We start from the raw sequence: 26881 nt of genomic DNA, 5'->3' as shown, positions 1-26881 counted from the left end.
CGGTGCGGTCCGCCGGCGGCCGGGGACCGGTCACGCGGCCCGGGAGCGGATCAGCGACACCGCCGCGCCCGCGGCGAACAGCACGAGCGGGTAGCCGATCGTGAGCAGGTCGAACCCGACCACCGCCACCGCGGCCAGGCACACCGCGACCGCGATGCCGAACGCCCTGGTCGTCGCGCGCTCCGCGACCTTCGCGTACACGGCGGCGCACAGGACGTAGAGCAGGAAGAAGTTCTGCCCGGCGACCTCGAACATGGTGGTGACCGAGATCAGGCCCGCGGCGGAGACGACCACCACCACGAGGAACAGCGCCGCCGTGGCGAGCACCGCGCGGCGCGGGACCCCGCTGGCGCGGCCCACCACCGCCAGCGCCCGGGGAAGCAAGCCCTCGTCGGCGCTGGAGTACACCAGCCGGGAGGCGCCCCACACCGCGCCGACGAGGTTGGCGCCGAGGATCAGCACCCCCAGCGCGGAGACCAGCGCGGCCGCGGCGGGCGAGAACGCCACCGCCACCAGCTCGGCCAGGGGCGCCGTGTCCGCCCGCGGCGACGAGGGGTCCAGCACCGCCTGCACCCCGGCCGCGAGCACCAGGTACACCCCGATCACGATCAGGAAGCTCAGCGCCACGACGCGCGGGAAGTCCCGGCGCGGATCGCGGTACTCGCCGGTGGTGAACGCGATCATCTCCCACCCGGTGAAGCCGAAGAACACGATGCCGACCACGGCGAGGGCGTGCTGCCAGCCGCCCGCCCCGAGGTCCGGGCCGCTGAACTGCGCTCCCGGCGCCAGCAGCCCCAGCGCTCCCACCGCCAGCAGCGCGATCGTGAGCACGGCCGCCAGCACCGTCTGCACCCGCGCGGACAGCGACGAACCGGCGGTGAGCATCGCCGCCACCAGCACCAGCAGGACCACCGCGCCGATCCACGACCGCTCGGCGGGCCAGCCCAGCGCGGCGGCGAGGTAGCCGCCGCCGCTGAGCGCGATCGCCGGGATGCCCAGGCCGAAGGTGCCGATCAGCACGACCTCCACGCCCGCCGCGCTCACCCGGCCGAAGCTGGCCCTGGCGAACCCGGCGATCCCGCCCGCCGACGGGAACCGCGCTCCCAGCCGCGCGAACACGAAGATCAGCGGGATCGTGATCACCGCGGCCAGCACCCAGCCCAGCAGCGCGTCGTCGCCCGCCTCGCGCAGCGCGGCTCCCGGCAGCACCAGCGCGCCGCCGCCGATCACCGTGGTGACGGCGAGCGCCGTGGCCGGGACCACCGTCAGGTGGCGGCGCAGCTCGGCAGGGGGCCCTTCGGCCGGGTTCGCGTCAGTCGTGTCGCGCACTGTGAAAAACCTCGCTCTCGGCGGGTGCCGCGTGCTCCTGCGGCCCGGCCCCCAGCTTCCTGCCGATGAACAGGTGAGAAAAGCGAATTGTTCTAAGCTCGACCACGTAGCAGAACTGATGATTCCCGACAGGGGGCTCCCGTGAACCTCGAACGCCTGCGGCTGCTGCACGCGGTCGCCACCGAGGGCTCGGTCGCGGGGGCCGCCGCCACCCTCGTGGTCACCCCGTCGGCCGCGTCGCAGCAGCTCGCCAAGCTGGAGCGGGAGGCCGGGCAGCAGCTGCTGGTCCGGGACGGGCGCGGGGTGCGCCTCACCGACGCCGCGCACCGGCTCGTCGACCACGCCAAGCGCATCCTCGCGCTGGTCGAGGAGGCCAAGGCCGACCTGGAGGAGCACCGCGACCGCGTCTACGGCGTCCTCTCGCTGGCCACCTTCGCCACCGCGGCCCGGGGGCTGCTCCCGGGGGTGATGGCCGAGCTCGCCGCGCGCCACCCCGAGCTGTGCGTCGAGCTGCGGGAGCAGGACCCCGGCGAGTCGATCCCGGCCGTCGCCCGCGGAGCGGTCGACCTCGCGCTGGTGCAGGACTGGGAGACCGATCCGCTGGTCGTGCCAGACCACCTCACCAGGACCGCGCTGTTCGAGGACCCGGTGGACGTGGCCCTGCCCACAGACCACCCGCTCGCCGGGCGGGAGCAGGTCGACCTCGCCGAGGTCGCGGGGCAGCGCTGGATCAGCTGGCCGTTCGGCTCCACCTGCCACGCCTGGCTGCTGCACACGCTGCGCGGGCAGGGCGTGGAACCGCTGATCGCGCACGCCGTCACCGAGCACCCGACGCAGCTGGCCCTGGTCGCCGCCGGGCAGGGCATCGGCATCGTCCCGCGCCTCGGCCGCGGCACCGTGCCGAACGGGGTGCGGATGGTGCGGGTGCGCCCGGCGCTGTCCCGGCGCGTGCACGCGGTGTGGCGAACGGGGGCGGGCCGACGTCCCGCGCTACGGGCCGCGCTGGACGTGCTCACCACCACTCCCCCGGACTGAGCATCCCGGGAACGACGAAAGGCCCCCGGCTGAACCGAGGGCCTTTCGCTGGTGGGCGAGGAGGGAGTTGAACCCTCACGTCCTTACGGACACACGGACCTGAACCGTGCGCGTCTGCCATTCCGCCACTCGCCCGTGGCTTGGTCGAAGCTTATCCTGCCCGCTTCGGCCGTCTGCACCGGGGTCCGTTTCACCTGGCTGGTGTTCCGTGCCCCCGTCGTGCTGGCTGGGAAAGATTAGCACCCCTCCGAAGGTGACTTTCAGCGGGGGTGGCACGAGTTGGGAACTGGTCGGTGTCCCGCCCCGTTGACCCAGATACGATGGGTGCCGGAGTCGTACGCGTGGAGGGGATTGTCGTGGGCCTCGTGCAGCGCTTCGAGCGCAAGCTCGAAGGCATGGTCGGCAATGGCTTCGCGCGCGTGTTCGGCGGGAAGGTGGTCCCGCAAGAGGTCGCGCAGGACCTGCAGCGTGAGGCTGAGGTCCAGCTGCGGGAGCTCGCGGGGGGCCGTCTGCTGGCGTGCAACCACTACGTTGTGCTCCTGAGCCCGTCCGACCACGAACGGCTCACCGGTGATGAGGCCCGGGTGACCGACCTCCTCACCGACTGCGTTCAGGAGCACCTCACCGAGCAGGGGTGGGACACATATGGTGACGTCGTAGTCTCCCTGGAGCGCTCTGAGACGCTGCACACGGGACAGTTTCGTATCAAGTCGTCAGTCGACCCCGACATCAATCGGCGGACGGCACACCCTCGTACCGCAGGAGACCGACCCATGAGCCAGCCACCCGGCCACTACCCCCAGGGAGATCCGTACGGCCAGCAGCAGGGGCAGTACGGCTACGACCAGGGCTACGGCCAAGGTCAGTACGGGCAGGACCCCAACTACGGCTACGGCCAGCAGCCCGGTTACGACCAGGGCTACGGCCAGCAGCAGCAGCCTGGCTACGGCCAGCAGCCGCCGCAGCCGGGCTACGACCAGGGCTACGGACAGCAGCCGGGTTACGGGCAGCAGCCCGGCTACGACCAGGGCTACGGGCAGCAGCCCGGGTACGACCAGGGTTACGGCCAGCCGCAGCCCGGGTACGGCCAGCCCCCGCAGCCGGGTGGCGGCTACCCGCCGAGCACCCCGGGCGGCTTCCCGCAGCAGCCCGGGTACGACCAGGGCTACGGCCAGCCGCAGGGCTACGACCCCGGTTACGGACAGCAGCCGGGGTACGACCAGGGCCAGGGCTACGGTCAGCAACAGCCCGGTTTCGACCAGGGCTATGCTCAGCCGCCGCAGCCGGGTTTCGACCAGGGCTACGGACAGCCCGGTGGGGCCTACCCGCCGAGCGCTCCGGGTGGCTACCCGGAGGCGCGCCAGCAGACGGCGATGCTGCAGCTCGACGACGGTTCCAACCGCTCGTACACGCTGCAGCACGGCTCGAACGTGATCGGTCGCGGTCAGGAAGGCCAGTTCCGGCTCCCTGACACGGGTGTGTCCCGCAAGCACATCGAGATCACCTGGGACGGCATGTCCGCGATGCTGGCGGATCTCGGTTCGACCAACGGCACCACGGTCAACGGCACCCCGGTGCAGACTTGGCAGCTGGCGGACGGGGACGTGATCCGCGTCGGTCACTCCTCGTTGGTGTTCCGCAGCCAGGGCTGACCCGTCGGTCCCGGCTCACAAGACGGAGTAGGAGCGTTCACAACAAGTGCCAGAGCTGGTGATTCAGCTGACCAGAGCAGGGTTCCTAGCCCTGCTCTGGTTGTTCGTGCTGGCCGCGCTTCGCGTGGTTCGCTCCGATCTGTACTCCGCCTCCGGCATGCGGGTGTCGATGCCGGGGGCGGGTAAGACGTCGAGCAAGCAGGCCCGCGGCAAGAGCAAGGCGCCACGGCAGATGGTCGTGACGCACGGTCCGCTCGCGGGGACCCGCATCTCGCTCGAAGGTCGGCCGATCATGATCGGCCGGGCCGACGACTCCACGTTGGTGCTGGACGACGACTTCGCGTCGACCCGGCACGCACGGTTGTCGCTCCGCGGCACCGACTGGTACGTGGAGGATCTAGGCTCCACTAACGGCACATACCTCGATCGGGCGAAGGTCACGGGAGCCACGAAGGTCCCGCTCGGCGTTCCGATCAAAATCGGCAAGACGGTGATCGAGCTGCGCTCATGACCCTCGTCCTTCACTACGCTGCCCGCAGCGACCGCGGCCTGGTGCGCTCGAACAACCAGGACTCGGTCTACGCCGGCCCACGACTTCTCGCCCTCGCGGACGGCATGGGAGGCCATGCCGCCGGTGAGGTCGCCAGCAAGGTCGTCATCGCGGCCCTAGCGCCGCTCGACGACGACGAACCCGGTGACGACCTGCTCGGACACCTGCGACAAGCAGTGCTGTCCGGGAACGGTGCGATCTCCGAGCTCGTAGCCCAGGACCCCGACCTAGACGGCATGGGGACCACGCTGACCGCGGTGCTGTTCGCGGGAAGCAAGCTGGGGCTGGTGCACATCGGCGACTCCCGCGCCTACATGGTGCGCGACGGCGAGCTATCCCAGATAACCCACGACGACACCTTCGTCCAGTCGCTGATCGACGAGGGTCGGATCACCGAGGAGGAGGCCGCCAACCATCCGCAGCGCTCGTTGCTGCTGAAGGCGTTGACCGGCCACGAGGTCGAGCCCAGCCTCGCCGTGCGCGAAGCCCGGGCGGGCGACCGCTACCTGCTCTGCTCCGACGGCCTCACCGGTCCGGTCAGCGAGGAGACGATGGCCGACGCGCTGCGGATCCCCGATCCGCAGGCCTGCGCCGACCGCATGATCGAGATGGCGTTGCGCGGCGGTGGCCCCGACAACGTCACCGTGATCATCGCGGACGTGGTGGACGTCGAATTCGGCGAGGACGCCCCGATCGTCGGTGGCGCCGCGGGAAACGGAGAGGAGGATCCGCAGCCGGACTCTTCGGCGGCCCGCGCCAGCGCGGCCACCATGCCGAAGCCACAGCCGCAGCGGTACGACACAGCCCCCCCTCCTGACCAGGGCACGCACCGGCGAGGCTGGCTGCGTGCACTTCTCGTCGTCGCCGCCGCGATCGTCGTCCTCGTAGGAGCCGGCCTGGTCGGCCGCTGGTGGCTGCTCCAGCAGTACTACATCGGTGTCAACGACGCCGACGACGTGGTGATCTTCCAAGGCCTCCAGGGCAGCGTGCTCGGCGTATCGCTGCGCTGGCAGGTCGAGGACTCCTGCCCCGAGGGCTCCGCTCCGGACTGCCAGCCGATCGGCATCAACGATCTGCAGGAAGCCCGGCGGAGCGACGTGCGCAGTGGCATCACCGATGTGGACGGCCTCGACTCCGCGCGCGACGCGATGCGGCGGCTGCGGATGACCGCGCTGCTGCCGCAGTGCGAGGAGCCGGACCCCACTCCCCCGGTGCACACGCCCTCCACGCCGCCGGAAGCGCCCGCGCCTCCGGGCCAGACCTCGGAGCCGGGTGAACCGCCCGCGCCGGGTGCTCCCCCGTCGCCGACCGACACGCCGCTGGCGTCGGCCGAGCAGACTCCCGGGGTCACCTGTCGGACGGTGAGCTGATGTCCCAGCCGGGCACGTCCGCTGACAGCACCTCCGGTTCGAACACGGCCTCGTCGGGCGACACCCGGCGAGGCACCGAACTGTTCCTGCTGGTGTGCTCCGCGGTGATCGTCACCTTCGCGCTGATGCTGGTCGAGATCAGCCAGGAGAACACGATCACGCGGCAGCTGTTCATCTACGGCGCCGCGTACCTCGCGCTGTTCGGCGGCGCGCACGTCGCGGTCCGCAAGTGGGCGCCGTACGCGGACCCGCTGATGCTGCCGCTGGTCGCGCTGCTCAACGGCCTCGGGCTGGTGATGATCCACCGGATCGACATCGCCAAGGAGACCGAGTACGCGGTGCGGCAGATCGCGTGGCTGACGCTGAGCCTCGTCCTGTTCGCGCTGGTGCTGGCCTTCATCAAGGACCACCGCGTGCTGGCGAAGTACAGCTTCACCTGCGGTTTCGTCGGGCTGGTGCTGCTGGCCCTGCCGGGTCTGCTGCCGAGCGCGATCTCCGAGGTGAACGGCGCGAAGCTGTGGATCAAGTTCGGGCCGCTGGGGCAGGTCCAGCCCAGCGAGTTCGCCAAGATCCTCCTGATGATCTTCTTCGCGTCCTTCCTGGTGTCCAAGCGCGAGCTGTTCACCACCGCGGGACGCAAGTTCCTCAACGTGGAACTGCCGCGGCCGCGGGACCTGATGCCGATGCTGGTGGCCTGGGTCGCCGCGATCGGCATCGGCGTGCTGGAGAAGGACCTGGGCACGTCGCTGTTGTTCTTCGGCATCGTGCTGGTGATGCTCTACATCGCCACCGAGCGCGCCATCTGGGTCGTGCTGGGGCTCTCGCTGTTCGCCGTCGGCGCGGTCCTCGCCTGGCAGACGGTGACCCGCGTGCAGTCCCGGGTGAACGTGTGGCTGGACCCGCTGCACCACGAGGACGGCTACCAGCTCAAGCAGGCGCTGTACGGCATGGGCAGCGGTGGCATCGGCGGAACCGGCCTGGGCAGCGGCAGCCCGGAGACGGTGCCGTTCTCCAACAGCGACTTCATCATCACGTCGATGGGTGAAGAGCTCGGGCTGATCGGCCTGATCGCGATCTTCCTGATGTACCTGCTGCTGATGATGCGCGGCCTGCGCAGCGCGCTCGCGGTGCGGGACTCGTTCGGCAAGCTGTTCGGCGGGGGCCTCTCGTTCACCGTCGCGCTGCAGCTGTTCGTGGTGGCGGGCGGTGTGACGGGGCTGATCCCGCTGACCGGCCTGACCGCGCCGTTCCTCGCGTACGGCGGCTCGTCCCTGCTGGCGAACTACATCCTGATCGCGATGCTGCTGCGCATCTCGGACGCGGCCCGCAGGCCGCAGGCCCCGGCGAAGCCGAAGCCGCAGCAGGCACCCATCGCCGAAGCCCACACCGAATTGGTGGAACGTCCCCGATGAACAAGCCGCTACGCCGAGTCGCCCTGGCCATGATGGCCATGGTGCTGCTGCTGATGGCCAACGTGACCTACGTGCAGGTCATCGAGGCCGACGACCTGCGCCACGGGCCGGGCAACGGCCGCACCCAGCGGGCCGAGTACGCCAAGCAGCGCGGCCAGATCATCGCGGGCGGGCAGTCGCTCGCGAACTCGGTGGAGACCGGGGACGAGCTGAAGTTCCAGCGCACCTATCCGAACGGGCCGCTGTACGCGCCCGTCACCGGCTTCGACTCGCCGACCTACGGCGCGAACGGGATCGAACGGGCGATGGACTCCATCCTCAACGGTTCCGACGACAGCCTCGCGTTCAACCGGCTCTCCGACATGATCACCGGTCGGGCGCCCGCAGGCGGCGACGTGGAGCTGACCATCAACCCGGCGATGCAGAAGGTCGCCTACGACGAGCTGACCAGCAAGGGCTTCCAGGGTTCGGTGGTCGCGCTGAACCCGAAGACCGGCGAGATCCTCAGCATGGTCAACTCGCCGTCGTACGACCCGAACCCGCTGGCCTCGCACGACAACAACGTGGCCGCCGAGCACTGGCAGGCGATGGAGAACGCGGACGGTTCGCCGATGAGCAACCGCTCCGTCTCCGAGATCTACCCGCCCGGTTCGACGTTCAAGCTGATCACCACCGCGGCCGCCCTGGACGACGGGTACCAGCCGAACTCGACCGTCACCGACGCGGCCTCGATCACGCTGCCGAACACCAGCACCCAGCTGCCGAACTACGGCGGCAACACCTGCAAGGGCAACACCCTGACCGAGGCGCTGGCGCACTCCTGCAACACCGCGTTCGCGGAGATCGCCGGCAAGGTCGGCGCCGACAAGCTGCGCGAGACCGCGGCCAAGTTCGGCTTCAGCAGCGACCTGCAGATCCCGATGACCGTCGCCAAGTCGGACCTCGGGCCGATGTCGGACGACGCCTCGCTGTACCAGAGCGGCATCGGCCAGCGCGACGTCCGCGTCACCCCGATGCAGAACGCGATGATGGCCGCGGCCATCGCCAACGACGGCAAGCTGATGAAGCCGCAGCTGGTCAAGAGCACCCGGGCCCCCGACATGGAGGTCATCGACGAGCTCAAGCCGGAGCAGATGAGCCAGGCCGTCAGCTCCACGGTGGCCGACCAGATCCGCGAGATGATGCTCAAGTCGGAGCAGTACACCAAGGGCTCCGGCAAGATCTCCGGGATCGACATCGCCTCCAAGACCGGTACCGCGCAGCACGGCGACGCCGCCGACAAGCCGCACGGCTGGTACGTCGCGTTCGCCCCGGCCGAAGACCCGAAGATCGCGGTGGCGGTCATCGTCGAGAACGGCGGCGACGAGGGCGCGGAGGCCACCGGTGGCTCGCTCGCGGCCCCCATCGGCCGCGAGGTGATCCGGGCGGGCCTCCAGGGAGGTGGCTGATCCGGTGCTGACCTCCGGCCAGTTGCTCGCCGACCGGTACCGGCTGGGTCGGCGGATCGCCGTGGGCGGAATGGGCGAGGTGTGGGAAGCCGTCGACGTCCGGCTGGACCGGACCGTCGCGGTGAAGGTGCTCAAGCCGGAGCTGTGCGGGGACGCGGAGTTCCTGCACCGCTTCCGCACGGAAGCCCGCACCACCGCCTCGCTGAACCACCCCGGCATCGCCGCCGTGCACGACTACGGCGAGACCGCCGCCATCCCGGACGGGCCGGAGGACACCGCCTACCTGGTGATGGAACTGGTCGAGGGCGAGCCGCTGGCCGCCGTGCTGGCCCGGGAGGGCCGGATCGCCGTCGAGCGCACCCTGGACATGCTGGAGCAGGCGGGCAACGCGCTGCAGGCCGCGCACGAACGCGGACTGGTGCACCGCGACGTCAAGCCCGGCAACATCCTGATCACCCCGACCGGGACGGTGAAGCTCACCGACTTCGGCATCGCCAAGGCCGCCGACGCGGCTCCGGTGACCCGTTCCGGGATGGTGATGGGCACCGCGCACTACATCGCGCCCGAGCAGGCGCTGGGCAGCGAAGCGAGCCCGTCCAGCGACGTGTACTCGCTGGCCGTGGTGGGTTACGAATGTCTCAAGGGGCACCGCCCGTTCCTGTCCGACAACGCGGTTACCGTCGCGATGATGCACATCCGTGAAGTGGCCCCGCCGCTTCCGCCGGACGTGCCGCCGGGAGCTCGCGCGTTGATCGAGGCGACGCTGGTGAAGGACCCGCGCAGGCGCTACGGCGCAGGCGGGGAGTTCGCCAAGGCGGTCGCCGCGGTCCGCGCCGGATTACCGCTGCCGACACCTGCCGCGATGGTCGTCCATCAGCAGGCACCGAGGAATGTGGGGGCACCCGCGGGCGGCGTGCCCCCGCTGCACGTCGGGCCGCCGTCGCCGCAGCAGCCACCGATGGGCGGCGGCACGTATCCGCCGGGCACCATCCCGCCGCAGGGGCGGATGCCCGCCGCGCCGCAGCTGCCGCAGCAGTCCGGGCCGCCGACCTCCGGCATCCCGGCCGTCGCGCCGTACCCGCAGACCCCGGTCACGCAGGCCCGCACCGGGCTGTGGATCGTGCTGGCGCTGGCCGGTCTGGTGCTGCTGGTGCTGTTCGGCTTCCTCCTCTGGATGCTGCTGCCCGCGTCCGCAGGTCCGATGGGCGCGGCGCTGCTGGTCGCCGGTGCGCCGCGGCTGCGCGCGCGGGACGACCACCGACGGCCGGGTGCTCCGATGGGAGTACCGGAATCCGCCGCAGGCGGCTCTGCGACTATGGGGGTCACTCGCGTGGACCCGCAGCGGTGCGCCGGGAAGCGGACGCTTCTAGATTCTTCGGACCAGATCCGACAGACTGCGCTACGGAAAATCGGTCCGGACCGCGCGCGCCACCACGGCGCCGCGTTCCGGCCGTCGGAACGGCGTCGGTCCCAGCACTGCCGGGTCGGTCCCGGCAGCGACTGGATCGGTGCTGAGACGCGTGCCGCGGCGGTCGGGTCCGAGTTCGACGGTTCCGGCACACCGAAGTCGGGGACACACCGCGCGGATCATCGCCACCGGATGGCGGCGATCGGCAGTGCGCAGCGGGTCGGCATGATGGGACGATCATTGACAAAGATCGGGACGACGCATCGATGAGCTCACCGCGACTTCTCAACAACCGCTACGAAATCGGGGACACGCTCGGTTACGGCGGTATGTCGGAGGTCCACCGCGGCCGGGACATCCGGCTGGGGCGGGACGTGGCGGTCAAGGTACTGCGTGCCGACCTGGCCCGCGACCCCACGTTCCAACTCCGGTTCCGCCGCGAGGCGCAGAACGCCGCCGCGTTGAACCACCCGGCGATCGTCGCCGTCTACGACACCGGTGAGACGGACACCGAAGAGGACCAGCTCCCGTACATCGTCATGGAGTACGTGGACGGCCGGACGCTGCGCGACATCGTCAAGTCCGAGGGTCCGCTGCCGCCGCGCCGCGCGATGGAGGTCATGGCGGACGCCTCGGCGGCGCTGGACTTCAGCCACCGGCACGGGATCGTGCACCGCGACGTGAAGCCGGCCAACATCATGATCACCCGCTCCGGCGCGGTGAAGGTGATGGACTTCGGCATCGCCCGGGCGCTCGCCGACGGCCAGGCCGCGGTCACCCAGACCGCCGCGGTGATCGGCACCGCCCAGTACCTGTCGCCGGAGCAGGCGCGCGGCGAGTCCGTCGACGCCCGGTCCGACGTGTACGCGGCGGGCTGCGTGCTGTTCGAGCTGCTGACCTCGGAGCCGCCGTTCACCGGCGACTCGCCGGTCGCGGTGGCCTACCAGCACGTGCGGGAGGACCCGCGCAAGCCGTCCGACGTGAACTCGACGGTGCCCGCGTCGCTGGACGCCGTGGTGCTCAAGGCGCTCAGCAAGAACCCGGCGAACCGGTACCAGTCGGCGGCCGAGATGCGCGCCGACCTGGTGCGGGTGCTGTCCGGCCAGCGGCCCAAGGCTCCGATGATCATGTCGGAGGAGGACCGCACCTCGATGATGGCGCCGCCCGCGGCGACCGAGGTGTTCAGCCCGGGCAGGCACCGCTCCGCGGAGCGCCACACCGGCTCCACGGCGACGGTGGCCGCCGCCGACTACGACGACGGCAAGCGCCGCCGGAACTGGCTGATCGCGCTGGTCACGCTCGCCTGCGTCGGGGTGTTCATCCTGGTCGCGTGGCTGGCGACGACCTTCTTCACGCAGCCCGACGAACCGGAGAAGGCGGCCGTCCCGCCGCTCGAGGGCATGACGATGAGCGCGGCCCGCTCGCAGCTCAACGCGAGCAACTGGCTGTTCGACGTCAGCCCGCAGAAGTGCGAGTCCACCGCCGAGCAGATCGGCACCGTGGTCAAGGTGACCCCTGCCGCGGGCACCCAGGTGGTGAAGAAGGAGCAGCGGCTCCAGCTGTGCGAGGGCGGCGGACCCGCGATCGTCAGCGTCCCCGACCTGTACGGCAAGGAGAAGAGCGAGGCCTCCACCCTGCTGCGCGACCAGGGCCTGGTCCTGGGCTTGGACGACGACGAGGTCGAGGTCGAGGACTCCAACCTGGTCGGCAAGATCGTCGACTGGGAGAGCAAGGACGGCTCCGTCGCCCGCGGCACCACGATCAACGTGACCGTCGGCAAGGAGGTGGCGAAGACGCAGGTCCCGGACGTGCGCACCCTCTCCTACGAGCAGGCGAAGGCCACCCTGGAACCGGCGGGCTTCAACGTGCAGCGCCAGGAGCGGGACTCCGACCAGGACGCGGGCACGGTGATCGACCAGAACCCGTCGCCGGGGACCAGCGTCAAGAAGGGCTCCGAGATCACGCTGGTCGTGTCCAACGGCGCCCAGCTGACGATGCCGCCGCTGACCGGCAAGTCCAAGGACGAGGCCGAGCAGGCCCTCAGGTCGATGGGCTGGAACGGCAGCATCAAGGAGGAAGAGGTCGAGACCGACGACCTGAGCAAGGACGACGAGGTCATCGGCAGCTCGCCCGGAACCGGGCAGAAGATCGGCAAGAACCAGACGGTGACCTTGCAGATCGGCAAGTACTCCGCCAACCCGAGCACGAGCAATCCCCCGACCTCGGACGGGTTCTTCCCCGGCTTCGGTTGAAGGGGGCCGCGGGGCTGAACACCGGTGCCCGGAAGCCCGGTTCGCGCGCATCGCGCGGGACCGCGGCCTCCGGGCACCGTCGTGTTCCGGGCGGTTTCACGTGGAACGGGAGTCCGTGCAGCTCAGCGGACTCGGAACGATCAAGAACGCTGCGCGGCGGCGGCCAGCGAGCGCATCCCGCGCTCCAGCTCGTCCACCAGTTCCGCCTGCGGCGGGTGGCCTGCGGCGGTCATCCAGTTCGCCAGCATCCGGTGCCCGCCGTCGGTGAGCACGGACTCGGGGTGGAACTGCACGCCCTCGACCGGCAGCTCGCGGTGCCGCATCCCCATCACGATGCCGTCGGCGGTGCGCGCGGTGACCTCGAAGTCGTCCGGCACGCTCACCGCCCGCACGATCAGCGAGTGGTAGCGGGTCGCGACGAACGGCTGCGGCAGCCCGGCGAACACGCCGGCGCCGGAGTGCTCGATCAGCGAGGTCTTGCCGTGCAGCAGCTCGGGAGCCCGCTCCACGACACCGCCCCAGACCGCACCGATGGCCTGGTGCCCGAGGCACACCCCGAACAGCGGGCGCCGGTCGCGGGCGCAGGTCCGGACGAGCTCCATCGACCGGCCCGCCCGGTCCGGCGTCCCCGGCCCGGGGCTCAGCAGGACGCCGTCGGACCAGGCCACGTCCTCGTCGGTGACGGCGTCGTTGCGCCGCACCACGCAGTCCGCGCCGAGCTGGGCGAGGTACTGCACGAGGTTGTAGACGAAGCTGTCGTAGTTGTCGACGACGAGTACGCGCACCCCGCCAGCGTACCGGCGAGCCTCAGACCGTGGTGACGTCGTTGAACGGCAGCAGCGGCTCCAGCCACGGGAACACCACGAACAGCAGCAGCGCGACCACCACCAGCACGATGACCACCGCTTCGACGATCTTCACCGGCAGCGGGCCCGGCAGGTGCCGCCAGATCCAGTGGTACATCAGGACTCCTCGAGCTCCGCGGGCCGCAGGTCCCGGTGCACCGGGTCCTTCGGGTACTGCTTGACCAGCACGCCGTGCACGATCAGCCGCTGCTGCGCGGACCACCGCGGGTGGCAGGTGGTGAGCGTGATCAGCCGGGTCCGCTGCTCGGGCGGGACCTCGTCCCGCTGCCGCCACGGCACCGGGTAGATCACTTCGCCCTGTTCGGGGCGCACGATCTCCTGCCCGACCAGGCCCTGGTACGGCCCGCCGATCGGCGCGACGCCCGCGCAGCGCGGGTCGGCGGCCGGGTTCCAGCCCGACACCTGGTCGCGCATCGGCAGCACCCGGTACACGTACCAGTCGCTCGCGGTCTCCACGACGAGCGCATCGCAGGCGGTCAGCCGGTCGAGGTCGCCGAACGGGGCGCCCTTGCCGATGCGGTGCCCGGCGATGGCGAGGTTGCCCTGCTCACCGGGCAGCGCGGTGCCGACGTAGTGGCCGGGTCCGGCGGCGAGGGTGGCCGAGTCGGTGCCCTCCAGCACGGTGTAGCGGAAGTCGGGACCGAGCGCGGGGATGTAGAGCTCGGCGAACCCCTCCCCCTCCGCGGCGGGCCCGGCGGTGGGCGGCGCCGGCCGCTCCCACTGGGCGCGCAGCCGGTCGCTCGCCGCGGCCTGGCTGCGGGCGCTGGTCCAATCGGTGACGTACACCGCGTAGAACACGAACAGCAGGACCACCAGCCCGAGGGTGATCAACACCTCGCCGGCGATGCGGAGGCCGCCGCGCAGCCGCTCACCTCGGAAATCCGGGGGTGGAGCGGTCACCACCTCAGACGTTTCCAACGGTATCCCTCTCATCACGACCCGCTCCGCACCGCGCAGGGGTGTTCGGTCAGGCGCGCGATTACGTTAACGTGTGAGTGGACAACGAGACGCGTCGTGATCGGTTCCGCTGTTGTGGCCAGACCCGCTCCGATACGTCGACCCGGGCCGTCCCGGCGCGGCGAACCGGTAGAGCGGCGGCCGTCGGCCGGTCCCGGCGCGTGCACCGACGCGAGCAGGGCTGCGGCCCGCACCACCTGGCGAGGACATCATGCCGAAGTCAAAGGTCCGCAAGAAGGACTCCGCTGCCACCCCGGTGGACCGCCGCACGCCGGTGAAGGCGAAATCGGTCGGCCCGTCGCACCCGATCTACGTGGTCGTCATGCTCGGCGTGATGCTGATCGGCCTGCTGTGGCTGGTGGTGAACTACCTGGCGGGCGAGCAGATCCCGTTCATGACCGAGCTGGGGCCGTGGAACTTCGCGGTCGGGTTCGCGTTCATCATCGTCGGCCTGCTGATGACGATGCGGTGGCGCTGAGGCGCTCCCCCGTCCGGGGCGGTGCGGTTCACGCGCACGGGCGGCCGGGTAGTCGAACCACACGCGTGTAACTCATCCCCAGTGTGGACAACTCCTGTGGATAACTCGGTTCGGCCCAGGTGCGGGACACTGCGGAGGTGGAGGTGAACACCGTGCGCGAGTGGTCCGCTCCCCTGGGCCTGGTCACCTGCGGGTGGGCGTTGGCGGCGTGCAGCGCCGTCTGGTGGTGGCTGTCCGAGACGTCGTCCGACCGCCTGTTCGTCGGGCTGCTCGTGGTGGTGCTGGTCGTCGCCGCGGGCAGCGGCAGCCTGCTGCGCCCTCGGCTGCGCGCCGATCCGTCCGGGATCGCGCTGCGCGGCTTCACCGGCACCAGGCACCACCCGTGGCCGCAGGTGCGGGTCGAGGTGCGGTCGCGGCAGCGCTTCGGCCTGAGCACCTCGACGCTGGAGCTGGACACCGACTCGGGTGAGCTGATCGTCCTCGGGAAGCTGGACCTCGGCGAGGACCCGCGGGACGTGGCCGACGTCCTGGACGCGCTGCGCGGCTGACGCTCAGCCCTGGAAGCAGCGGTCCGCGATGCAGTGGATCGGCCCGAGCGACAGGTCTCGCGTCACCACCGCCACGACCAGCACCAGCAGCAACCCGCCGAGCGCCGCGGCCTGCACCGGCACCCGGCGGTCCCGCGGCGCGTACACCAGCGCCGCGGTCGCGGCCGCGCCCAGCGCCAGCCCGCCGAGGTGCCCGAGCAGCGAGATGCCCGGGATGGAGACGCTCAGCACGATGTTCAGCACGATCACGATGAGCACCGGCCGCAGGCTCACCTTCAGCCGCAGCGCCGCGACGGCGATCCCGCCCATCAGCCCGTAGACCGCGCCGGACGCACCGGCAACCGGCTGGTCGACCGCGCCGAGCAGGAACACCAGTGCGCTGCCGCCGAGCAGCGACAGGAAGTAGACGGCGGTGAAGCGCAACCGCCCCAGCACCTGCTCCAGGTCCCGCCCGATGATCCACAGCGCCACCATGTTCATCAGCAGGTGGATCAGACCGATGTGCAGGAAGCCGGAGCTCACCAGGCGGATCCACTGCCCGCCCGCCACGCCCACCGGCCACAGCGAGAACTGGTAGAAGAGGTCGGATGCCGCGTTGCCCTGGACGCTGCCCGCCTGGAACGCCGTGGCGGCGAACGCCAGCACGTTCAGCACGATGAGGACCGGCACCACGACCGGCTTCGCGCCGATCCGCGCGCCCGCGACGGTCACCGCTTCCCGCCCACCGCGCGAGCTCTGCGCCAGGCAGTCCACGCAGTGGTAGCCGACGGAGGCCTCGCGGAGGCAGTCCGGGCAGGCCGGGCGCTCGCAGCGCGCGCAGCGCAGCCCGGTCGGCCGGTCCGGATGGCGGACGCACCCGGGCAGGGGCGCCGCTTCCTCCGGACCGGCCGGCTGACCGGGTGGAACGCTCATGTCACTCGCCGAGCTCTACGGAGACCTTCTCGATGACGATGTCGGTCAGCGGGCGGTCCTGCGCGCCGGTCGCGGTGTGCGCGATGGCGTCCACGACCTCGCGGGACTCCTGGTCGGCGACCTCGCCGAAGATGGTGTGCTTGTAGTTGAGGTGCGGCGTGCGCGCGACCGTGATGAAGAACTGCGAACCGTTCATGTTCGGCCGGCCCGGGTTCGCCATGCCCAGCACGTACGGCTTGTCGAACTGCAGCTCCGGGTGGAACTCGTCGACGAACTCGTACCCGGGGCCGCCACGGCCGGTGCCGGTCGGGTCCCCGGTCTGGATCATGAAGCCGTCGATGACCCGGTGGAAGATCACGCCGTCGTAGAACGGGCCGGAACGCTCTCCGCGGGCGTTCGGGCTCGTGTACTCCTTGGTTCCTTCGGCGAGCCCCACGAAGTTGCCCACCGTTTTCGGCGCCTGGTTCGGGAAGAGGTTGATCCGGATGTCGCCCTGCGAGGTGTGCAGGGTCGCGGTCACGGTCTTCCCGACGAGCGATCCGTTGTCTTCAGCCACACGCCCATCCTGCCATCGGAAAGCGGGAACCACGTGCCTGGGTGCAGTATTGGTGGTGATCGTCGCGTGCCGGATACGGTTCGGCACGGCAGGACGACCGGTGAACGCCGGCCAAGGAGGCACACGATGGACGAGGTGGAGGCGATGGCCCGAACTGGAGAGAACGTGGGCAGGGCGGTCGGCACGGGGGTGCGCACCGCGCGCGAGAGTGCCGTCCGAGCGACCAAGTACGGTCGCGCCGCGACCAAGCAGGCGATCGCCCGCGCGGAGCAGGAGCTGACCGAACGCGGTCTGGCTCCGGAGCACCTGCCCGAACTGCTCGCCCAGAAGGCCACCGGGCTCTCCCGCGATGACCTCGCCGAGCGCGGCCGCAAGGCCCGCAAGCAGTGGGAGAAGACCCGCAAGGACTGGGACAAGAAGACCGCGAAGTCCCGCAAGCGGCTGACGAAGAACGCCGAGCAAGCCCGCAAGGAGCTCGCGAAGAACGCCGAGCAGGCGCGCAAGGAGCTCGCGGCCCGCATCGACCCGGCGCCGAAGTCGCGCCGCAAGTGGCCGTGGGTGCTGCTGGTGCTGGCCGCGGTCGGCGGGGTGGCCGTGGTGGCGCTGTCGCGCCGCCCGGAGGAGCTGCCGATCGCCGAGGCCGAGGACTTCCCGACCCACGAGGACGGGTTCCCCGAGGCGCGTCCCGACTCGGATCGCTGAGCACGTGCCGACGCGGCGGTGCCCTCCGGGGTGCCGCCGCGTTCGCGTCTCCGCACCCCGCCCGTGCGGCGTACTGTTGATCTAGTGACTCATGACGACACCCCCCGGTTGGAACTGCACCACTCGACCTCCGTCGCCGCCGCGCCGGAGCAGATCTACCCGCTGATCAGCGATATCACCCGGTACGGCGAGTGGAGTCCGGAGAGCGCCGGCGGCGAATGGCTGTCCGGCACCCCCGGCGCGGTCGGTTCCCGGTTCCGCGGGGACAACGACAACGGCGAACGCACCTGGTCCAGCGAGTGCGAGGTGCTCGCCGCCGAGCCCGGCCGCCGCTTCGCGTTCGGCGTGCTGCCCGGTTCCGAGCGGCCGGACAACTCCGTGTGGTCCTTCGAGGTCGAGCCGGAGGGCTCGGGTTCCCGGCTCACCCAGCGGTACGTGATGCAGGTGCTGCCCGGGCCGATCCAGGAGTTCCTCTCCCAGCAGGAGGACGGCGGTGCCCAGTTCGTCGAGCACCGCACCGAGCAGCTGAAGGACGCGCTGCGCCAGACCGTCGACGGCATCAAGCAGGCCGCCGAGCGGGGCTGAGCAGGCACCGGTGGCGCCGTGCGGGAGCGGCGCCACCGCGTCCCGTCAGGCGGACCGCTCGGTGTCGGTCCCCCCGACCAGCGCGATCCCGATGGCACCGAGCACGCCCACGGCGGCGAACGCGTAGAAGCCCCACGGGTAGGCGACCCCCGCGGTGAGCAGCGCGCCGCCGAGCAGCGGCCCGCAGATCGCGCCGAGCCGCCCGACCCCGGCCGACCAGCCGAGCCCGGTGGCGCGGTTCGCCGCCGGGTACAACCGGCCCACGTAGGCGTAGACGAGCACCTGCGCGCTGAACACGAAGCAGCCGGCCACGAACACCGCCGCGTACACGCCGACCTCGGGCAGCCGGATGCTCAGCACCGACAGGAACAGCGCCGCCGCGGCGAACCAGCCGATCGTCACCGGCCCGATGCGCCTGCGGTCGGCGACGACGCCCGCGACGACCAGCCCGAGGACCGCTCCCAGGTTCAGCGTCAGCAGCAGTCCCAGCGCGGCGCCGAGCGGGTACCCGGCGACCCGCATGATCTCGGGCAGCCAGGTGTTGAGGCCGTACACCAGCATCAGGCCCATGAACGACGTCACCCAGAACGCGAGGGTGGGGCGCGCGAACCCGTCGCGGAACAGCCCGCGCACCGCGCTCAGCCCGCCGCGGAGGCCCGCGTTCTCGGCGTCCACCGCCTCGAACTGCCGGGACTCCGGCAGGTAGCGGATCATCAGCGGCACCAGGACCAGCGCCGGTCCCCCGCCGAGCAGGAACATCCACGGCCAGCCCAGGGTGGGCAGCACCAGGATGCCCAGCACCGCGGTGAGGATGGCGCCGGCGTGGTAACCGGTCATGACGGTGGTGGTGGCGCCGCCGTTGCGCCCGGGCTTCGAGTACTCGGTGACCAGCGCGATGGCGATCGGCACGCAACCGCCGAGCCCCAAGCCCGCCAGGAAGCGCAGCAGCGAGAACACCAGCACCGAGGGCGCCACGGCGCACACCGTGGTGAACAGCGAGAAGCTGATCACCGAGAAGATCAGCGCCGCCCGCCTGCCGACGACGTCGGTGAGGGTGCCGATGGCGAGCGCCCCGATCGCCATGCCGAGCAGCCCCAGCGTGGAGGCCAGCGAGGCCGTCGTCGGGGTCAGGCCCCACACGTGCTGGTCCAGCAGCACCGGCAGCACGCTGCCCAGGACGACCAGGTCGAACCCGTCCAGCAGCACCGCGCACCAGCACAGCGGCACGACCCAGCGCGCGCTCGCGGCGGGTCCGGCCTCGTTCGCGACAGCCACGTCGGCCTCCTAAACGATCTTCCGGTGCTGTTGCCGACGCATAGTGCCCGCCTGCGCGCGGCGCATCGCTCCCCGGCTTCCGCTCACCGAAAAGGAGCAGTCGAAGCGGCCGGCGGACCGGGCCGCGACTGCGGCGATCAGCCCGCGGCGCTGCTCATCTCCCGGCGACCAGGGCGGCGAAACCGTCGAGGTGCCGGGCGAGGCCGTACTCGAACAGCTCCGCCAGGTCGTCGGCGGCGCCCTCGGGGACCGCCGCCAGCAGCGGGAACCGGGTGCCGTCGACCGCGAGCCCCGCCCGGGACCGCTGCGCGCTCCGCCACCGGCCGAGCGGGAGGCCGGTGCGCTGCTCCGCGTCGGTCTCCGCCGCCATCGAGGAAGCGGAGGCGAGCACCAGCGAGTGCAGCGCCAGCGCCTCGTGCAGCCGGGTCCGCGGCGGCAGCCCGAGCTCGGCGAGCACGCCGAGGATCCACTCGGTGTGCGCCATGAGGTGCGGCGCGAAGGACGGCCGGGTGAGCGAGATCGCCCTGGGCAGCCAGAGGTGCGCGCGGCAGAGCTCCCACTCGGCGCGGGCGGCGAGCTCCAGCTTCGCGCGCCAGCCCGGCGGGCCGGTCGCGGGCAGCGGGCACCCGGCGAAAGCGCGGTCGGCCATCCGCGCCACGAGCTCCTCCTTGTCGGCGACGACGCGGTACAGCGACATCGGGCCGATCCCGAGCTGGGCGGCGAGCCGCCGCATCGACACCGCGTCGAGCCCCTCCGCGTCGGCGATCGCGATGGCCGCGTCCAGCACCGTCGCCCGCCTCGCGTGCGCGCGGCGCTCCGGGGCCGCGGGAGCGGCAACCGCGCGGGCGCTCACCACCGTGCCCGCGCCGACCTTCGGCTCCACCAGGCCCTCCTCTCGCAGCAGCGCGGCCGCGCGGGTGGCGGTGGCGATGGCGACCCCCCACCGCTGCGCGAGCTGCCGGATGGAGGGCACCCGGTCCCCCGGGCGCAGCTCGCCGGAGCGGATCCGGGCCCGCACCTCCCCCGCGATGACCCGGTACGGCGGTCTCGCTCCCCGCCCCGTCGATGCCACATCGCCCTCCCCCGCGCCTCGCACGCCCGTCACCGTACTAGGTCACTTCATGGTCCGGGTCAGTGCACTTCTCCGCCTGGAAGCGCGTGAATTCGCCGTTGTCCGCGTTAAGTTGGCGCCTGATCGATACACCGTACGCATTCGAGGAGAACACCCATGCGCAACCACACCGTCCTCATCGCCGGGGCCGGGATCGCCGGACCGGCGCTGGCGCACCAGCTGCACCGGTACGGCTTCCGACCGACCGTCGTGGAGCGCGCCGCCGCTCCCCGCTCCGGCGGCCACATCGTCGACGTCCGGGGCACCGCCCGGACCGTCGTCGAGCGGATGGGCCTCGTCCCCCGGATCCGCCAGGCGCACACCGGCGCGCGGGGCATGGCGTTCGTCGGCGCGGACGGGAAGCGCGTCGCCGAGCTGGGCACCGACGTGTTCGGGCACTCCGGCGGGCCCGTCGCCGAGTTCGCGCTCCGCCGCACCGACCTCGCCCGGATCCTGCACGAGGACGTCCGGGACGACGTCGAGCACGTCTTCGGCGACTCGATCACCGGCGTCGACCAGCGCGAGGGCTGCGTCCGGGTCACCTTCGCCTCCGGCGGGACGCGGGAGTTCGGGCTGCTGATCGGCGCGGACGGCGTCCACTCGGGCGTCCGCGAACTGGTCTTCGGTCCCGAGGAGCGGTACCTGCACGACCTGGGCTGCGCGGTGGCGCAGTTCTCGACGCGGACCGAGCTGGACCTCGAAGGTTGGCAGCTGATGCACACCGCCGTCGCGGGCGGCGGGCGCCCGGGACGCACGGCGGGGCTCGTGCCGCTGCCCGAGCCGGGGCGGGTGCTGGCCGGGTTCTTCTGGCGCTCGGCCCCCGACCCGGGGCTGCGGCACGACACCGCCGCGCAGCGGGACCTGGTGGCACGCACTTTCGCCGGGGACGGCTGGCGGGTCCCGGAAATGCTGGCCGCGCTGCCCGGCGCGACGGACTTCTACTTCGACCGCATCGGGCAGGTCCGGGTGAACGGCTGGGCGCGCGGTCGGACCGCGCTGCTCGGCGACGCGGCGTACTGCGCCTCGCCGATGTCGGGGATCGGCACCAGCCTCGCGCTGGTCGGGGCGCACGTGCTGGCCGGGGAGCTCGCGGCCGCCGACGGCGACCACCACCGCGCCTACCCGAGCTACGAGCGGGCGATGCGCGAGTTCGTCGACCGGGCCCACGCGTTCGCCCAGGGCGCCGGGGAGGGTGGCCTGATGCCCGAGTCGCGGCGGCAGCTGCGGATGCGCAACCGCTCGGTCCGGCTGGTGCGGCACCTGCCGAGGCGCCTGGTGGCCCGGGGCATGGAGCGGGTCGCGAACTCCGTCGAGCTCCGGGACTACCCGCAACGGGCGCTGCGCCGAGTGGCGTGATCCGGGCATGAAAAAAGACCAGGTCCATCGACCTGGTCTTGCGGGGTGGAGACGAGGGGAATCGAACCCCTAACCCCCGCCTTGCAAAGGCGCGCCGACCGGGGCGGCTACCAGGTGCGGAACTGGGTTCGCCCTGGTCAGCGCGTCAGGTGATACCGGTCGTTTGTTGTTGTTAGTGGTCGCTTACGGCTGCCATGTGCCCCGGCCGTGCCCCGTGCGCGTCCGGGGCTTTGGGGTCTCCACGTACGGGGCTGCTGCCCTCATCCCGTCGACCTGGCGAAGCCCGATCAGGTCGTGTCAAGGGTGCAACATCCGCTGTCACGCGACGTGCGCCACCAAGCTTGCACCCTTGACGCGGCCTGATAGCCCTTGTGGAGGTCGTCGGGATGAGGGCACCCGGCACCGCCTCACAACCGCAGCTAGCGTGCAAGCCCCCTCCATCCTGTTGGCCTGCCGTCCGGCGAGGACATCCTTCCTTCGACTCGCCGCGCCGCTGACGGTTCGTGCGCTCTTGCTCGGGTTCGTGGTCCCCGGCCACCTGCCTTCCATCTTGCGCCCCGGACGCCGGGGGTCGCCGGGACCGGCCGCCAGGCCGCATGCCCGGCGCGCCCCCGGCTTGGCCGGGGCTGGCATACAGCAGGCAGGCGGCCCCGGAGGGGCCGCCCTTGATTGAGTAGAGAAACTTTGAACACGTGCGCCACATGGCCCTGACCAGCGACGTAGGCGGGATCATCCTAATCGGACTCTTCGACCGGGATGCGGTAGACGAGTTCGTACCGGTCGCTGGGCACGACGATGTCGCACGTTTCGAGGGGTGTCTCAGCCTCGAAGTGCGTCCGGAGGATGGCGAACACCTGCACGTTCTCGGGAATGCCCAACTGCTCGGCTTCGTGATCACGTGCGGTGCGTGCGGTCACGTTCTCATCAACGTGGGTTGCCCGGCGTCCGATGTGGTCCATCCTCGCGATGACACCGACGACGGGTCCTTCTTCAGGAAGCTCGATATCGGTTCCGCCGGTGATGCTGAGCGGTTCGTACGAGGTCGAGACCTGGATGGGCTTGCCGTCGGCGAAGTACCGGTAGCTGGTCCGCATGACCTGGTCACCAGGGGTGATCTTCAGACGCTCGGCAACGACGGGGCTAGCGCTCTCCCGTACGGTCTCAAACTCCCAGTCAGCACGCTTGCCCGCCGAAGAGGCATCGGACGCGAACGGGGGTTGAGCCTGCCGCCTGTACCGGTTGCCCGTACGGCGGCGCAGCGGCTCCCCGACTCGCACGAAGCTGCCCTTGCCGGGGTGGCTGTAGATCAGCCCTTCGGTCCGCAGTACGCCGATCGCCATCTTGGCGACGGTGCGCGACACGTCATGAGCCGCCATCAGCTCTGACTCGGAGGGGATCTTGGCCCCTGAAGCAAGGCGCCCGTCAAGGATCTGCTGACGGAGTTCGTCGGCGATCTGAAGGTAAGCCGGTTTGCCCTCGAAGTTGACCATTACCCCTCCTTTCGGCCTGGTGTACCTGCTACATCCTGTCAGGTTCCAAGCCCGTTCGGCACCGCCCCTTGTGAGCACCGCCTATACCTAGTACATTAGGTGTATCAGGCAAGAGGGTAAGCCTGCAAACAGCAAAAAGCCCCCAACGGCGGCAACCGTTGAGGGCTTGAGACTCAGGTGGGCGGCAACCCACAGAGCCGATACGCACGTAGCAAGTGCCCGTTGAGGGTATCGCGTGTTGGCGTCGTGTGGCTAGTCCGCCCGCCGGTGATCAGCCGGAGGTGTGGCGTGACTGCTGTGTTGGAGAGGTCGGCCGGTCCGTCGTTGACGGAGGTCGAGTACGTGACGTCTTTTCGGTTCACCGACGTGTCCCCTCGTTCGGGACGTGCGTTCGGGCGGACCTTGTTCCGGGACCTGCCGGAATTCATGCAGGACATCGTGGAAGACCTGGGTGTGCGCCCGGCGGAGTGGGACGCGCTGGTCCGCGAGGGCGCGGCGGTCGAGGTGACCGGCGGCGGCCGGTACGGCATCCCGCGTCGTGCGGCGTCGGTGCTCCGTCGGATGACCTGGAACGGCAAGCCTCGTTCGGCGCGAGCGTGCCCGGACTGCGACGGAACGTGCGTGGACATCGACCCGGACGGCTCGGTCACCGGCGTGGTCGGTACGCCGATGATCTGCTCTTGCACGGGGGTGTACTGAGATGGCGCCCCGTATGGAGCCGTTCCGGTTCGGTGACGAGAACCCGTTGACCGGTACGCCGTTCTACCGCTGCTGGTTCCGTGACCTGCCCGCATCGGTGTGCGACGTGGTCGAAACCCGGTTGGGGATGAACCGGGAGTTCTGGTCCGGGCTGGTCGAGACCGGCGACATGCCGGAGTTCGTCGACCCGGACGAAGTGCACTACCGCGACACCGCCTCTCCCCCGGTCGGTGAGCCGTTCCGGTTGGACGGGGCCAACCCGCTGAACGGGAAGCGCTACGCGCATTCGCTGTACCGGGAACTGCCCGCCGACGCGGCCCTGACCGTGACCGGGATGTGGGGCTATACCTCGGAATCGTGGGATGAGTTTGTCACCGACGAGTTCCCCATCCCGGTGGTGATCGCATGACCGCCACTGTGGACACGCGGGCGTTGGTCGGGTCGCCGCTCTCGGAGGAGCAGCGGTTCGACATTCACGCGCGTGGCTTGCGGGGCAAGGGGTTCCGGGAACTTGTGCGGTCGGTGCGCGGCTGCTCGAAGCCGGTGTGGCTGGCCGGGTCGTGGCGCGTCGAACAGCCCGGCGGACAGGCCGCGGTCGTGCTGGATGAGCGCACCGGCGGCATCGCGGTCTCGTGCAACAACCGCCGTGAATCCGTCTGCCCATCGTGCGCGGCCCGCTACGCCGGGGACGCCTTCCAGCTCGTGCGGGCTGGGCTCTCCGGTGGGAAGGGGGTACCGGAGACCGTGGAGCAGAACCCGCGTCTGTTCGTGACGCTGACCGCCCCGTCATTCGGGCCGGTCCACACCCGTTCGACCACCCCGCGCGGACGGGTCCGCCGGTGCCGGTGCGGCGAGTCCCATCACGAGGCCGATTCCCGCATCGGCGGGCCTGTGGAACCGGACTCGTACGACTACACCGGCGCGGTGGTGTGGAACGCGCACGCCGGGGCGTTGTGGCACCGGTTCCGCCTCGCGCTCTCCCGTCTGATCGCGGCCTCGCTCGGCATCCGGGTCACCGATATCCCGGCCACGTTCCGGGTCTCCTACTCGAAGGTCGCCGAGTACCAGCGGCGCGGCCTGGTGCACTTCCACGCCGTAATCCGTCTCGACGGGCCCGCCGGACCACATAGCCGGCATCCCGCCGGGATCACCACGGACACGCTCGCCGACTGCATCCGAACCGCTGCCGCCTGCTCGTCGGTGGAGGTAGAGGCCACCGACACCCACGGGCCGGTCACCGTCGCCTGGGGCGAACAGGTCCAGATCGACCCCATCACCAGTGATCCCGAGAGCGAGGAAGGCGCTTCGGGGCTGGGGTCGAAGGTCGCCGGGTACATCGCGAAGTACGCCACCAAGGGCACCGGGGCCACCGCGGGCACCGATACCCGCATCCGCAACGAAACCCACATCGAAGAACTGCCGGTCTCCACGCACCACCGGGCGATGATCCGCACCGCCTGGCAACTCGGCTACCGCAGGTGGGCGCACATGCTCGGCTTCGGCGGCCACTTCCTGACCAAGTCCAAGGAGTACTCCACCACCTTCACCGCACTACGCGGCACCCGCGCCGAACACCAGCGCGCCGCGCACCTCGACGCGCTCGGCATCGCCGACACCGACGACGTCGTGATCGTCAACGACTGGGCATTCACCGGCATCGGCTGGCGCAACCAGGCAGAACGCGAGATCGCCGAAGCCGTCCGCGACAGTCACCAGTACAACCGCCACCGCTACGCCGCCGATGGCGGTGACGAACGTGGCTGACATCGACGACCGCTGGCACCGGAAAGGCCCTGACGGCGCCCAGCACCGCACCGACCGCTACGGCGTCGGCGCACGCTGGCTCCTGCGCTGGCGGGAACCGGACGGCACCCAACGCAAGAAGTCCTTCCGCCGCAAGACCGACGCTGAGCAGTACGCCACCACCGTCGAACACGGCATGATGTCGGGCTCCTACATCTCCCCCGGCGCCGGGAAGATAACCGTCGGCGAGTGGACAGCGCAGTGGCTCACCGCGCAAGCCCACGTCAAGCCGACCAGCCGGAACCGCTCGGAAGGGATCGTGCGGACGCATGTCCTGCCCAAGTGGGAGCGGGTGCGTCTCTCGGACGTGAGTCACGCGGCGGTTCAGGGCTGGATCGGCGAACTCGGTGCGGGCCTGGCTCCCGCGTCGGTGGCGAAGGTGCATCGCGTGTTCTCGCAGGTGATGGGCTGGGCGGTTCGGAACGGTCGGCTTGCCAGCAACCCGGCGGAGGGCGTGAACCTGCCTCGCGTGGTCACGACGGACCACCGCTACCTGAACCATGACCAGGTGGCACGCCTCGCCGATGCCTGCGAACCGAACGGGCTGGTGATCCGGCTCCTTGCCTACACCGGCTTGCGATGGGGTGAGATGGCGGCACTGCGCACGGCGAACGTGGACCTAGATCGCCGCCGCATCCGTGTCGCTCAGTCGGTGACGGAAGTAAGCGGGCGCTTGGAGTGGGGAACGCCGAAGAACCATGAACGACGCTCTGTCCCGCTCCCCCGCTTCCTCGCCGATCAGCTCGCGAAGCACCTGGGGGGCAAGGCCGCTGACGATCTCGTGTTCGCCTCGCCCAAGGGTGGCGTGCTGCGGGTGCGGAACTTCCGCCGTGCGGTGTTCGATCGGGCCGTTCGCGAGGTCGGTCCCGCCGGGTTCCACCCGCACGAACTTCGACACACGGCGGCTTCGCTGGCCATCGCGTCCGGCGCGGATGTGAAGCTCGTTCAGCAGATGCTCGGGCACAAGTCCGCGACGATGACGCTGGACCTCTATGGCCACCTGTTCCCGGACCGGCTGGACGACCTGGCCGACCGCATGGACGCGGCCGTGAGTGCCCCGGATGTGCCCCAGAGTGGATCATGAAAA

General features: G+C 70.7%; 25 protein-coding genes, 1 tRNA gene and 1 pseudogene. 17 read left to right on the top strand and 10 right to left on the bottom strand.

Features of this window, described 5'->3' with window-relative positions:
* Window positions 1-30: 30 nt before the first annotated feature.
* Window positions 31-1329 carry an amino acid permease gene (locus ABZ805_RS06680; protein WP_358435371.1) on the bottom strand — a complete coding sequence of 433 codons (1299 nt, stop codon included), beginning with the start codon at window positions 1327-1329 and terminating at the stop codon, window positions 31-33.
* Between the two features lie 141 nt (window positions 1330-1470).
* Here ABZ805_RS06680 and ABZ805_RS06675 point away from each other — a divergent pair, with 141 nt between their 5' ends.
* Window positions 1471-2364, top strand: coding sequence for a LysR family transcriptional regulator (locus ABZ805_RS06675; protein ID WP_358435368.1), 894 nt, complete (start codon window positions 1471-1473; stop codon window positions 2362-2364).
* A gap of 49 nt (window positions 2365-2413) precedes the next feature.
* Here the strand turns inward: ABZ805_RS06675 and ABZ805_RS06670 are convergent.
* A tRNA-Leu gene (locus ABZ805_RS06670) sits at window positions 2414-2499 on the bottom strand.
* Between the two features lie 221 nt (window positions 2500-2720).
* On the opposite strand from ABZ805_RS06670, the gene ABZ805_RS06665 reads away from it, so the two are divergent.
* From ABZ805_RS06665 to pknB, 7 genes and pseudogenes are all read left to right on the top strand, one after another.
* Entirely contained in the window at window positions 2721-4016 is a 1296-nt protein-coding gene (locus ABZ805_RS06665; RefSeq protein ID WP_358435365.1) for a DUF3662 and FHA domain-containing protein, read from the top strand.
* Window positions 4017-4062: 46 nt separating this feature from the next.
* Complete coding sequence (locus ABZ805_RS06660; protein ID WP_184483956.1) at window positions 4063-4527, top strand: FHA domain-containing protein; 465 nt, start codon at window positions 4063-4065, stop codon at window positions 4525-4527.
* Window positions 4524-5936 (top strand): PP2C family serine/threonine-protein phosphatase, encoded by a 1413-nt coding sequence (locus ABZ805_RS06655; protein ID WP_358435361.1) that lies wholly within the window; start codon window positions 4524-4526, stop codon window positions 5934-5936. Before ABZ805_RS06660 ends, ABZ805_RS06655 begins: the two co-directional genes overlap by 4 nt.
* Window positions 5936-7348, top strand: a complete 1413-nt coding sequence (locus ABZ805_RS06650; RefSeq protein WP_358435358.1) for an FtsW/RodA/SpoVE family cell cycle protein — start codon at window positions 5936-5938, stop codon at window positions 7346-7348. Before ABZ805_RS06655 ends, ABZ805_RS06650 begins: the two co-directional genes overlap by 1 nt.
* Window positions 7345-8796: a penicillin-binding protein 2 gene (locus ABZ805_RS06645; protein WP_358435355.1), complete on the top strand. Its 1452-nt coding sequence runs from the start codon at window positions 7345-7347 to the stop codon at window positions 8794-8796. Before ABZ805_RS06650 ends, ABZ805_RS06645 begins: the two co-directional genes overlap by 4 nt.
* A 4-nt stretch (window positions 8797-8800) precedes the next feature.
* Window positions 8801-9979, top strand: a pseudogene (locus ABZ805_RS06640) (protein kinase); the annotation flags it as partial.
* 491 nt (window positions 9980-10470) lie between these two features.
* Window positions 10471-12456, top strand: a complete 1986-nt coding sequence (gene pknB / locus ABZ805_RS06635; protein WP_358435353.1) for a Stk1 family PASTA domain-containing Ser/Thr kinase — start codon at window positions 10471-10473, stop codon at window positions 12454-12456.
* Window positions 12457-12596: 140 nt separating this feature from the next.
* On the opposite strand, the gene ABZ805_RS06630 is transcribed toward pknB, so the two are convergent.
* The 3 genes from ABZ805_RS06630 to ABZ805_RS06620 are packed head-to-tail and all read right to left on the bottom strand — an operon-like array spanning window position 12597 to window position 14222.
* Window positions 12597-13241 (bottom strand): aminodeoxychorismate/anthranilate synthase component II, encoded by a 645-nt coding sequence (locus ABZ805_RS06630; RefSeq protein ID WP_358435350.1) that lies wholly within the window; start codon window positions 13239-13241, stop codon window positions 12597-12599.
* A gap of 22 nt (window positions 13242-13263) precedes the next feature.
* On the bottom strand, window positions 13264-13419 hold the full coding sequence (locus ABZ805_RS06625; RefSeq protein WP_358435348.1) for a hypothetical protein: 156 nt from the start codon (window positions 13417-13419) through the stop codon (window positions 13264-13266).
* On the bottom strand, window positions 13419-14222 hold the full coding sequence (locus ABZ805_RS06620) for a class E sortase (RefSeq protein WP_358435345.1): 804 nt from the start codon (window positions 14220-14222) through the stop codon (window positions 13419-13421). The genes ABZ805_RS06625 and ABZ805_RS06620 overlap by 1 nt, the downstream gene beginning before the upstream one ends.
* A gap of 268 nt (window positions 14223-14490) precedes the next feature.
* On the opposite strand from ABZ805_RS06620, the gene crgA reads away from it, so the two are divergent.
* Together crgA and ABZ805_RS06610 are read left to right on the top strand one after the other, a co-directional pair.
* Window positions 14491-14757, top strand: coding sequence for a cell division protein CrgA (gene crgA, locus ABZ805_RS06615; protein WP_224958829.1), 267 nt, complete (start codon window positions 14491-14493; stop codon window positions 14755-14757).
* 137 nt (window positions 14758-14894) lie between these two features.
* Window positions 14895-15305 carry a PH domain-containing protein gene (locus tag ABZ805_RS06610; protein WP_358435341.1) on the top strand — a complete coding sequence of 137 codons (411 nt, stop codon included), beginning with the start codon at window positions 14895-14897 and terminating at the stop codon, window positions 15303-15305.
* Window positions 15306-15308: 3 nt separating this feature from the next.
* Here the strand turns inward: ABZ805_RS06610 and ABZ805_RS06605 are convergent, their stop codons facing one another.
* Together ABZ805_RS06605 and ABZ805_RS06600 are read right to left on the bottom strand one after the other, a co-directional pair.
* Complete coding sequence (locus ABZ805_RS06605) at window positions 15309-16217, bottom strand: rhomboid family intramembrane serine protease (protein ID WP_358435338.1); 909 nt, start codon at window positions 16215-16217, stop codon at window positions 15309-15311.
* A 1-nt stretch (window position 16218) separates the two neighbouring features.
* Window positions 16219-16773, bottom strand: coding sequence for a peptidylprolyl isomerase (locus ABZ805_RS06600; RefSeq protein ID WP_224958834.1), 555 nt, complete (start codon window positions 16771-16773; stop codon window positions 16219-16221).
* A 126-nt stretch (window positions 16774-16899) separates the two neighbouring features.
* On the opposite strand from ABZ805_RS06600, the gene ABZ805_RS06595 reads away from it, so the two are divergent.
* Both ABZ805_RS06595 and ABZ805_RS06590 read left to right on the top strand, forming a co-directional pair.
* Window positions 16900-17475 (top strand): hypothetical protein, encoded by a 576-nt coding sequence (locus ABZ805_RS06595; RefSeq protein ID WP_358435334.1) that lies wholly within the window; start codon window positions 16900-16902, stop codon window positions 17473-17475.
* An 84-nt stretch (window positions 17476-17559) separates the two neighbouring features.
* The gene (locus ABZ805_RS06590; protein WP_358435332.1) at window positions 17560-18060 is read left to right on the top strand and encodes an SRPBCC family protein; all 501 of its coding nucleotides are present in this window, start codon (window positions 17560-17562) and stop codon (window positions 18058-18060) included.
* A 45-nt stretch (window positions 18061-18105) separates the two neighbouring features.
* On the opposite strand, the gene ABZ805_RS06585 is transcribed toward ABZ805_RS06590, so the two are convergent.
* Together ABZ805_RS06585 and ABZ805_RS06580 are read right to left on the bottom strand one after the other, a co-directional pair.
* On the bottom strand, window positions 18106-19335 hold the full coding sequence (locus tag ABZ805_RS06585) for an aromatic acid/H+ symport family MFS transporter (RefSeq protein ID WP_358435329.1): 1230 nt from the start codon (window positions 19333-19335) through the stop codon (window positions 18106-18108).
* A 154-nt stretch (window positions 19336-19489) separates the two neighbouring features.
* The gene (locus ABZ805_RS06580) at window positions 19490-20407 is read right to left on the bottom strand and encodes a GntR family transcriptional regulator (protein ID WP_358435327.1); all 918 of its coding nucleotides are present in this window, start codon (window positions 20405-20407) and stop codon (window positions 19490-19492) included.
* A gap of 156 nt (window positions 20408-20563) precedes the next feature.
* Between ABZ805_RS06580 and ABZ805_RS06575 the strand changes: the two genes are divergently transcribed.
* Window positions 20564-21802: an FAD-dependent monooxygenase gene (locus ABZ805_RS06575; protein WP_358435324.1), complete on the top strand. Its 1239-nt coding sequence runs from the start codon at window positions 20564-20566 to the stop codon at window positions 21800-21802.
* A gap of 734 nt (window positions 21803-22536) precedes the next feature.
* On the opposite strand, the gene ABZ805_RS06570 is transcribed toward ABZ805_RS06575, so the two are convergent.
* Complete coding sequence (locus ABZ805_RS06570; RefSeq protein ID WP_358435321.1) at window positions 22537-23292, bottom strand: GntR family transcriptional regulator; 756 nt, start codon at window positions 23290-23292, stop codon at window positions 22537-22539.
* Window positions 23293-23580: 288 nt separating this feature from the next.
* Here ABZ805_RS06570 and ABZ805_RS06565 point away from each other — a divergent pair, with 288 nt between their 5' ends.
* The 4 genes from ABZ805_RS06565 to ABZ805_RS06550 are packed head-to-tail and all read left to right on the top strand — an operon-like array spanning window position 23581 to window position 26878.
* Window positions 23581-23991, top strand: a complete 411-nt coding sequence (locus tag ABZ805_RS06565; RefSeq protein WP_358435318.1) for a hypothetical protein — start codon at window positions 23581-23583, stop codon at window positions 23989-23991.
* Window position 23992: 1 nt separating this feature from the next.
* A complete protein-coding gene (locus ABZ805_RS06560) occupies window positions 23993-24400 on the top strand; it encodes a hypothetical protein (RefSeq protein ID WP_358435315.1) in 408 nt (135 codons plus the stop codon).
* On the top strand, window positions 24397-25755 hold the full coding sequence (locus ABZ805_RS06555; RefSeq protein WP_358435312.1) for a replication initiator: 1359 nt from the start codon (window positions 24397-24399) through the stop codon (window positions 25753-25755). Before ABZ805_RS06560 ends, ABZ805_RS06555 begins: the two co-directional genes overlap by 4 nt.
* The gene (locus tag ABZ805_RS06550; protein WP_358435310.1) at window positions 25748-26878 is read left to right on the top strand and encodes a tyrosine-type recombinase/integrase; all 1131 of its coding nucleotides are present in this window, start codon (window positions 25748-25750) and stop codon (window positions 26876-26878) included. The genes ABZ805_RS06555 and ABZ805_RS06550 overlap by 8 nt, the downstream gene beginning before the upstream one ends.
* Window positions 26879-26881 lie beyond the last annotated feature (3 nt).

It is taken from the genome of Saccharopolyspora sp. NPDC047091 (assembly GCF_040643635.1).
Taxonomy (GTDB): Bacteria; Actinomycetota; Actinomycetes; order Mycobacteriales; family Pseudonocardiaceae; genus Saccharopolyspora_C.
The sequence above is the reverse complement of the archived record's forward strand: the minus strand, read 5'-3'. Positions and strand labels throughout refer to the sequence as shown.

Bases quoted from the DNA above. Each gene is read 5' to 3' on its own strand.
- ABZ805_RS06560 (WP_358435315.1), top strand. From the start codon at position 23,993: ATGGCGCCCCGTATGGAGCCGTTCCGGTTCGGTGACGAGAACCCGTTG.
- ABZ805_RS06645 (WP_358435355.1), top strand. From the start codon at position 7,345: ATGAACAAGCCGCTACGCCGAGTCGCCCTGGCCATGATGGCCATGGTG.
- ABZ805_RS06575 (WP_358435324.1), top strand. From the start codon at position 20,564: ATGCGCAACCACACCGTCCTCATCGCCGGGGCCGGGATCGCCGGACCG.
- ABZ805_RS06605 (WP_358435338.1), bottom strand. From the start codon at position 16,217: ATGAGCGTTCCACCCGGTCAGCCGGCCGGTCCGGAGGAAGCGGCGCCC.
- ABZ805_RS06570 (WP_358435321.1), bottom strand. From the start codon at position 23,292: ATGGTCAACTTCGAGGGCAAACCGGCTTACCTTCAGATCGCCGACGAA.
- ABZ805_RS06625 (WP_358435348.1), bottom strand. From the start codon at position 13,419: ATGTACCACTGGATCTGGCGGCACCTGCCGGGCCCGCTGCCGGTGAAG.
- ABZ805_RS06650 (WP_358435358.1), top strand. From the start codon at position 5,936: ATGTCCCAGCCGGGCACGTCCGCTGACAGCACCTCCGGTTCGAACACG.
- pknB (WP_358435353.1), top strand. From the start codon at position 10,471: ATGAGCTCACCGCGACTTCTCAACAACCGCTACGAAATCGGGGACACG.
- crgA (WP_224958829.1), top strand. From the start codon at position 14,491: ATGCCGAAGTCAAAGGTCCGCAAGAAGGACTCCGCTGCCACCCCGGTG.
- ABZ805_RS06555 (WP_358435312.1), top strand. From the start codon at position 24,397: ATGACCGCCACTGTGGACACGCGGGCGTTGGTCGGGTCGCCGCTCTCG.
- ABZ805_RS06595 (WP_358435334.1), top strand. From the start codon at position 16,900: ATGGACGAGGTGGAGGCGATGGCCCGAACTGGAGAGAACGTGGGCAGG.
- ABZ805_RS06655 (WP_358435361.1), top strand. From the start codon at position 4,524: ATGACCCTCGTCCTTCACTACGCTGCCCGCAGCGACCGCGGCCTGGTG.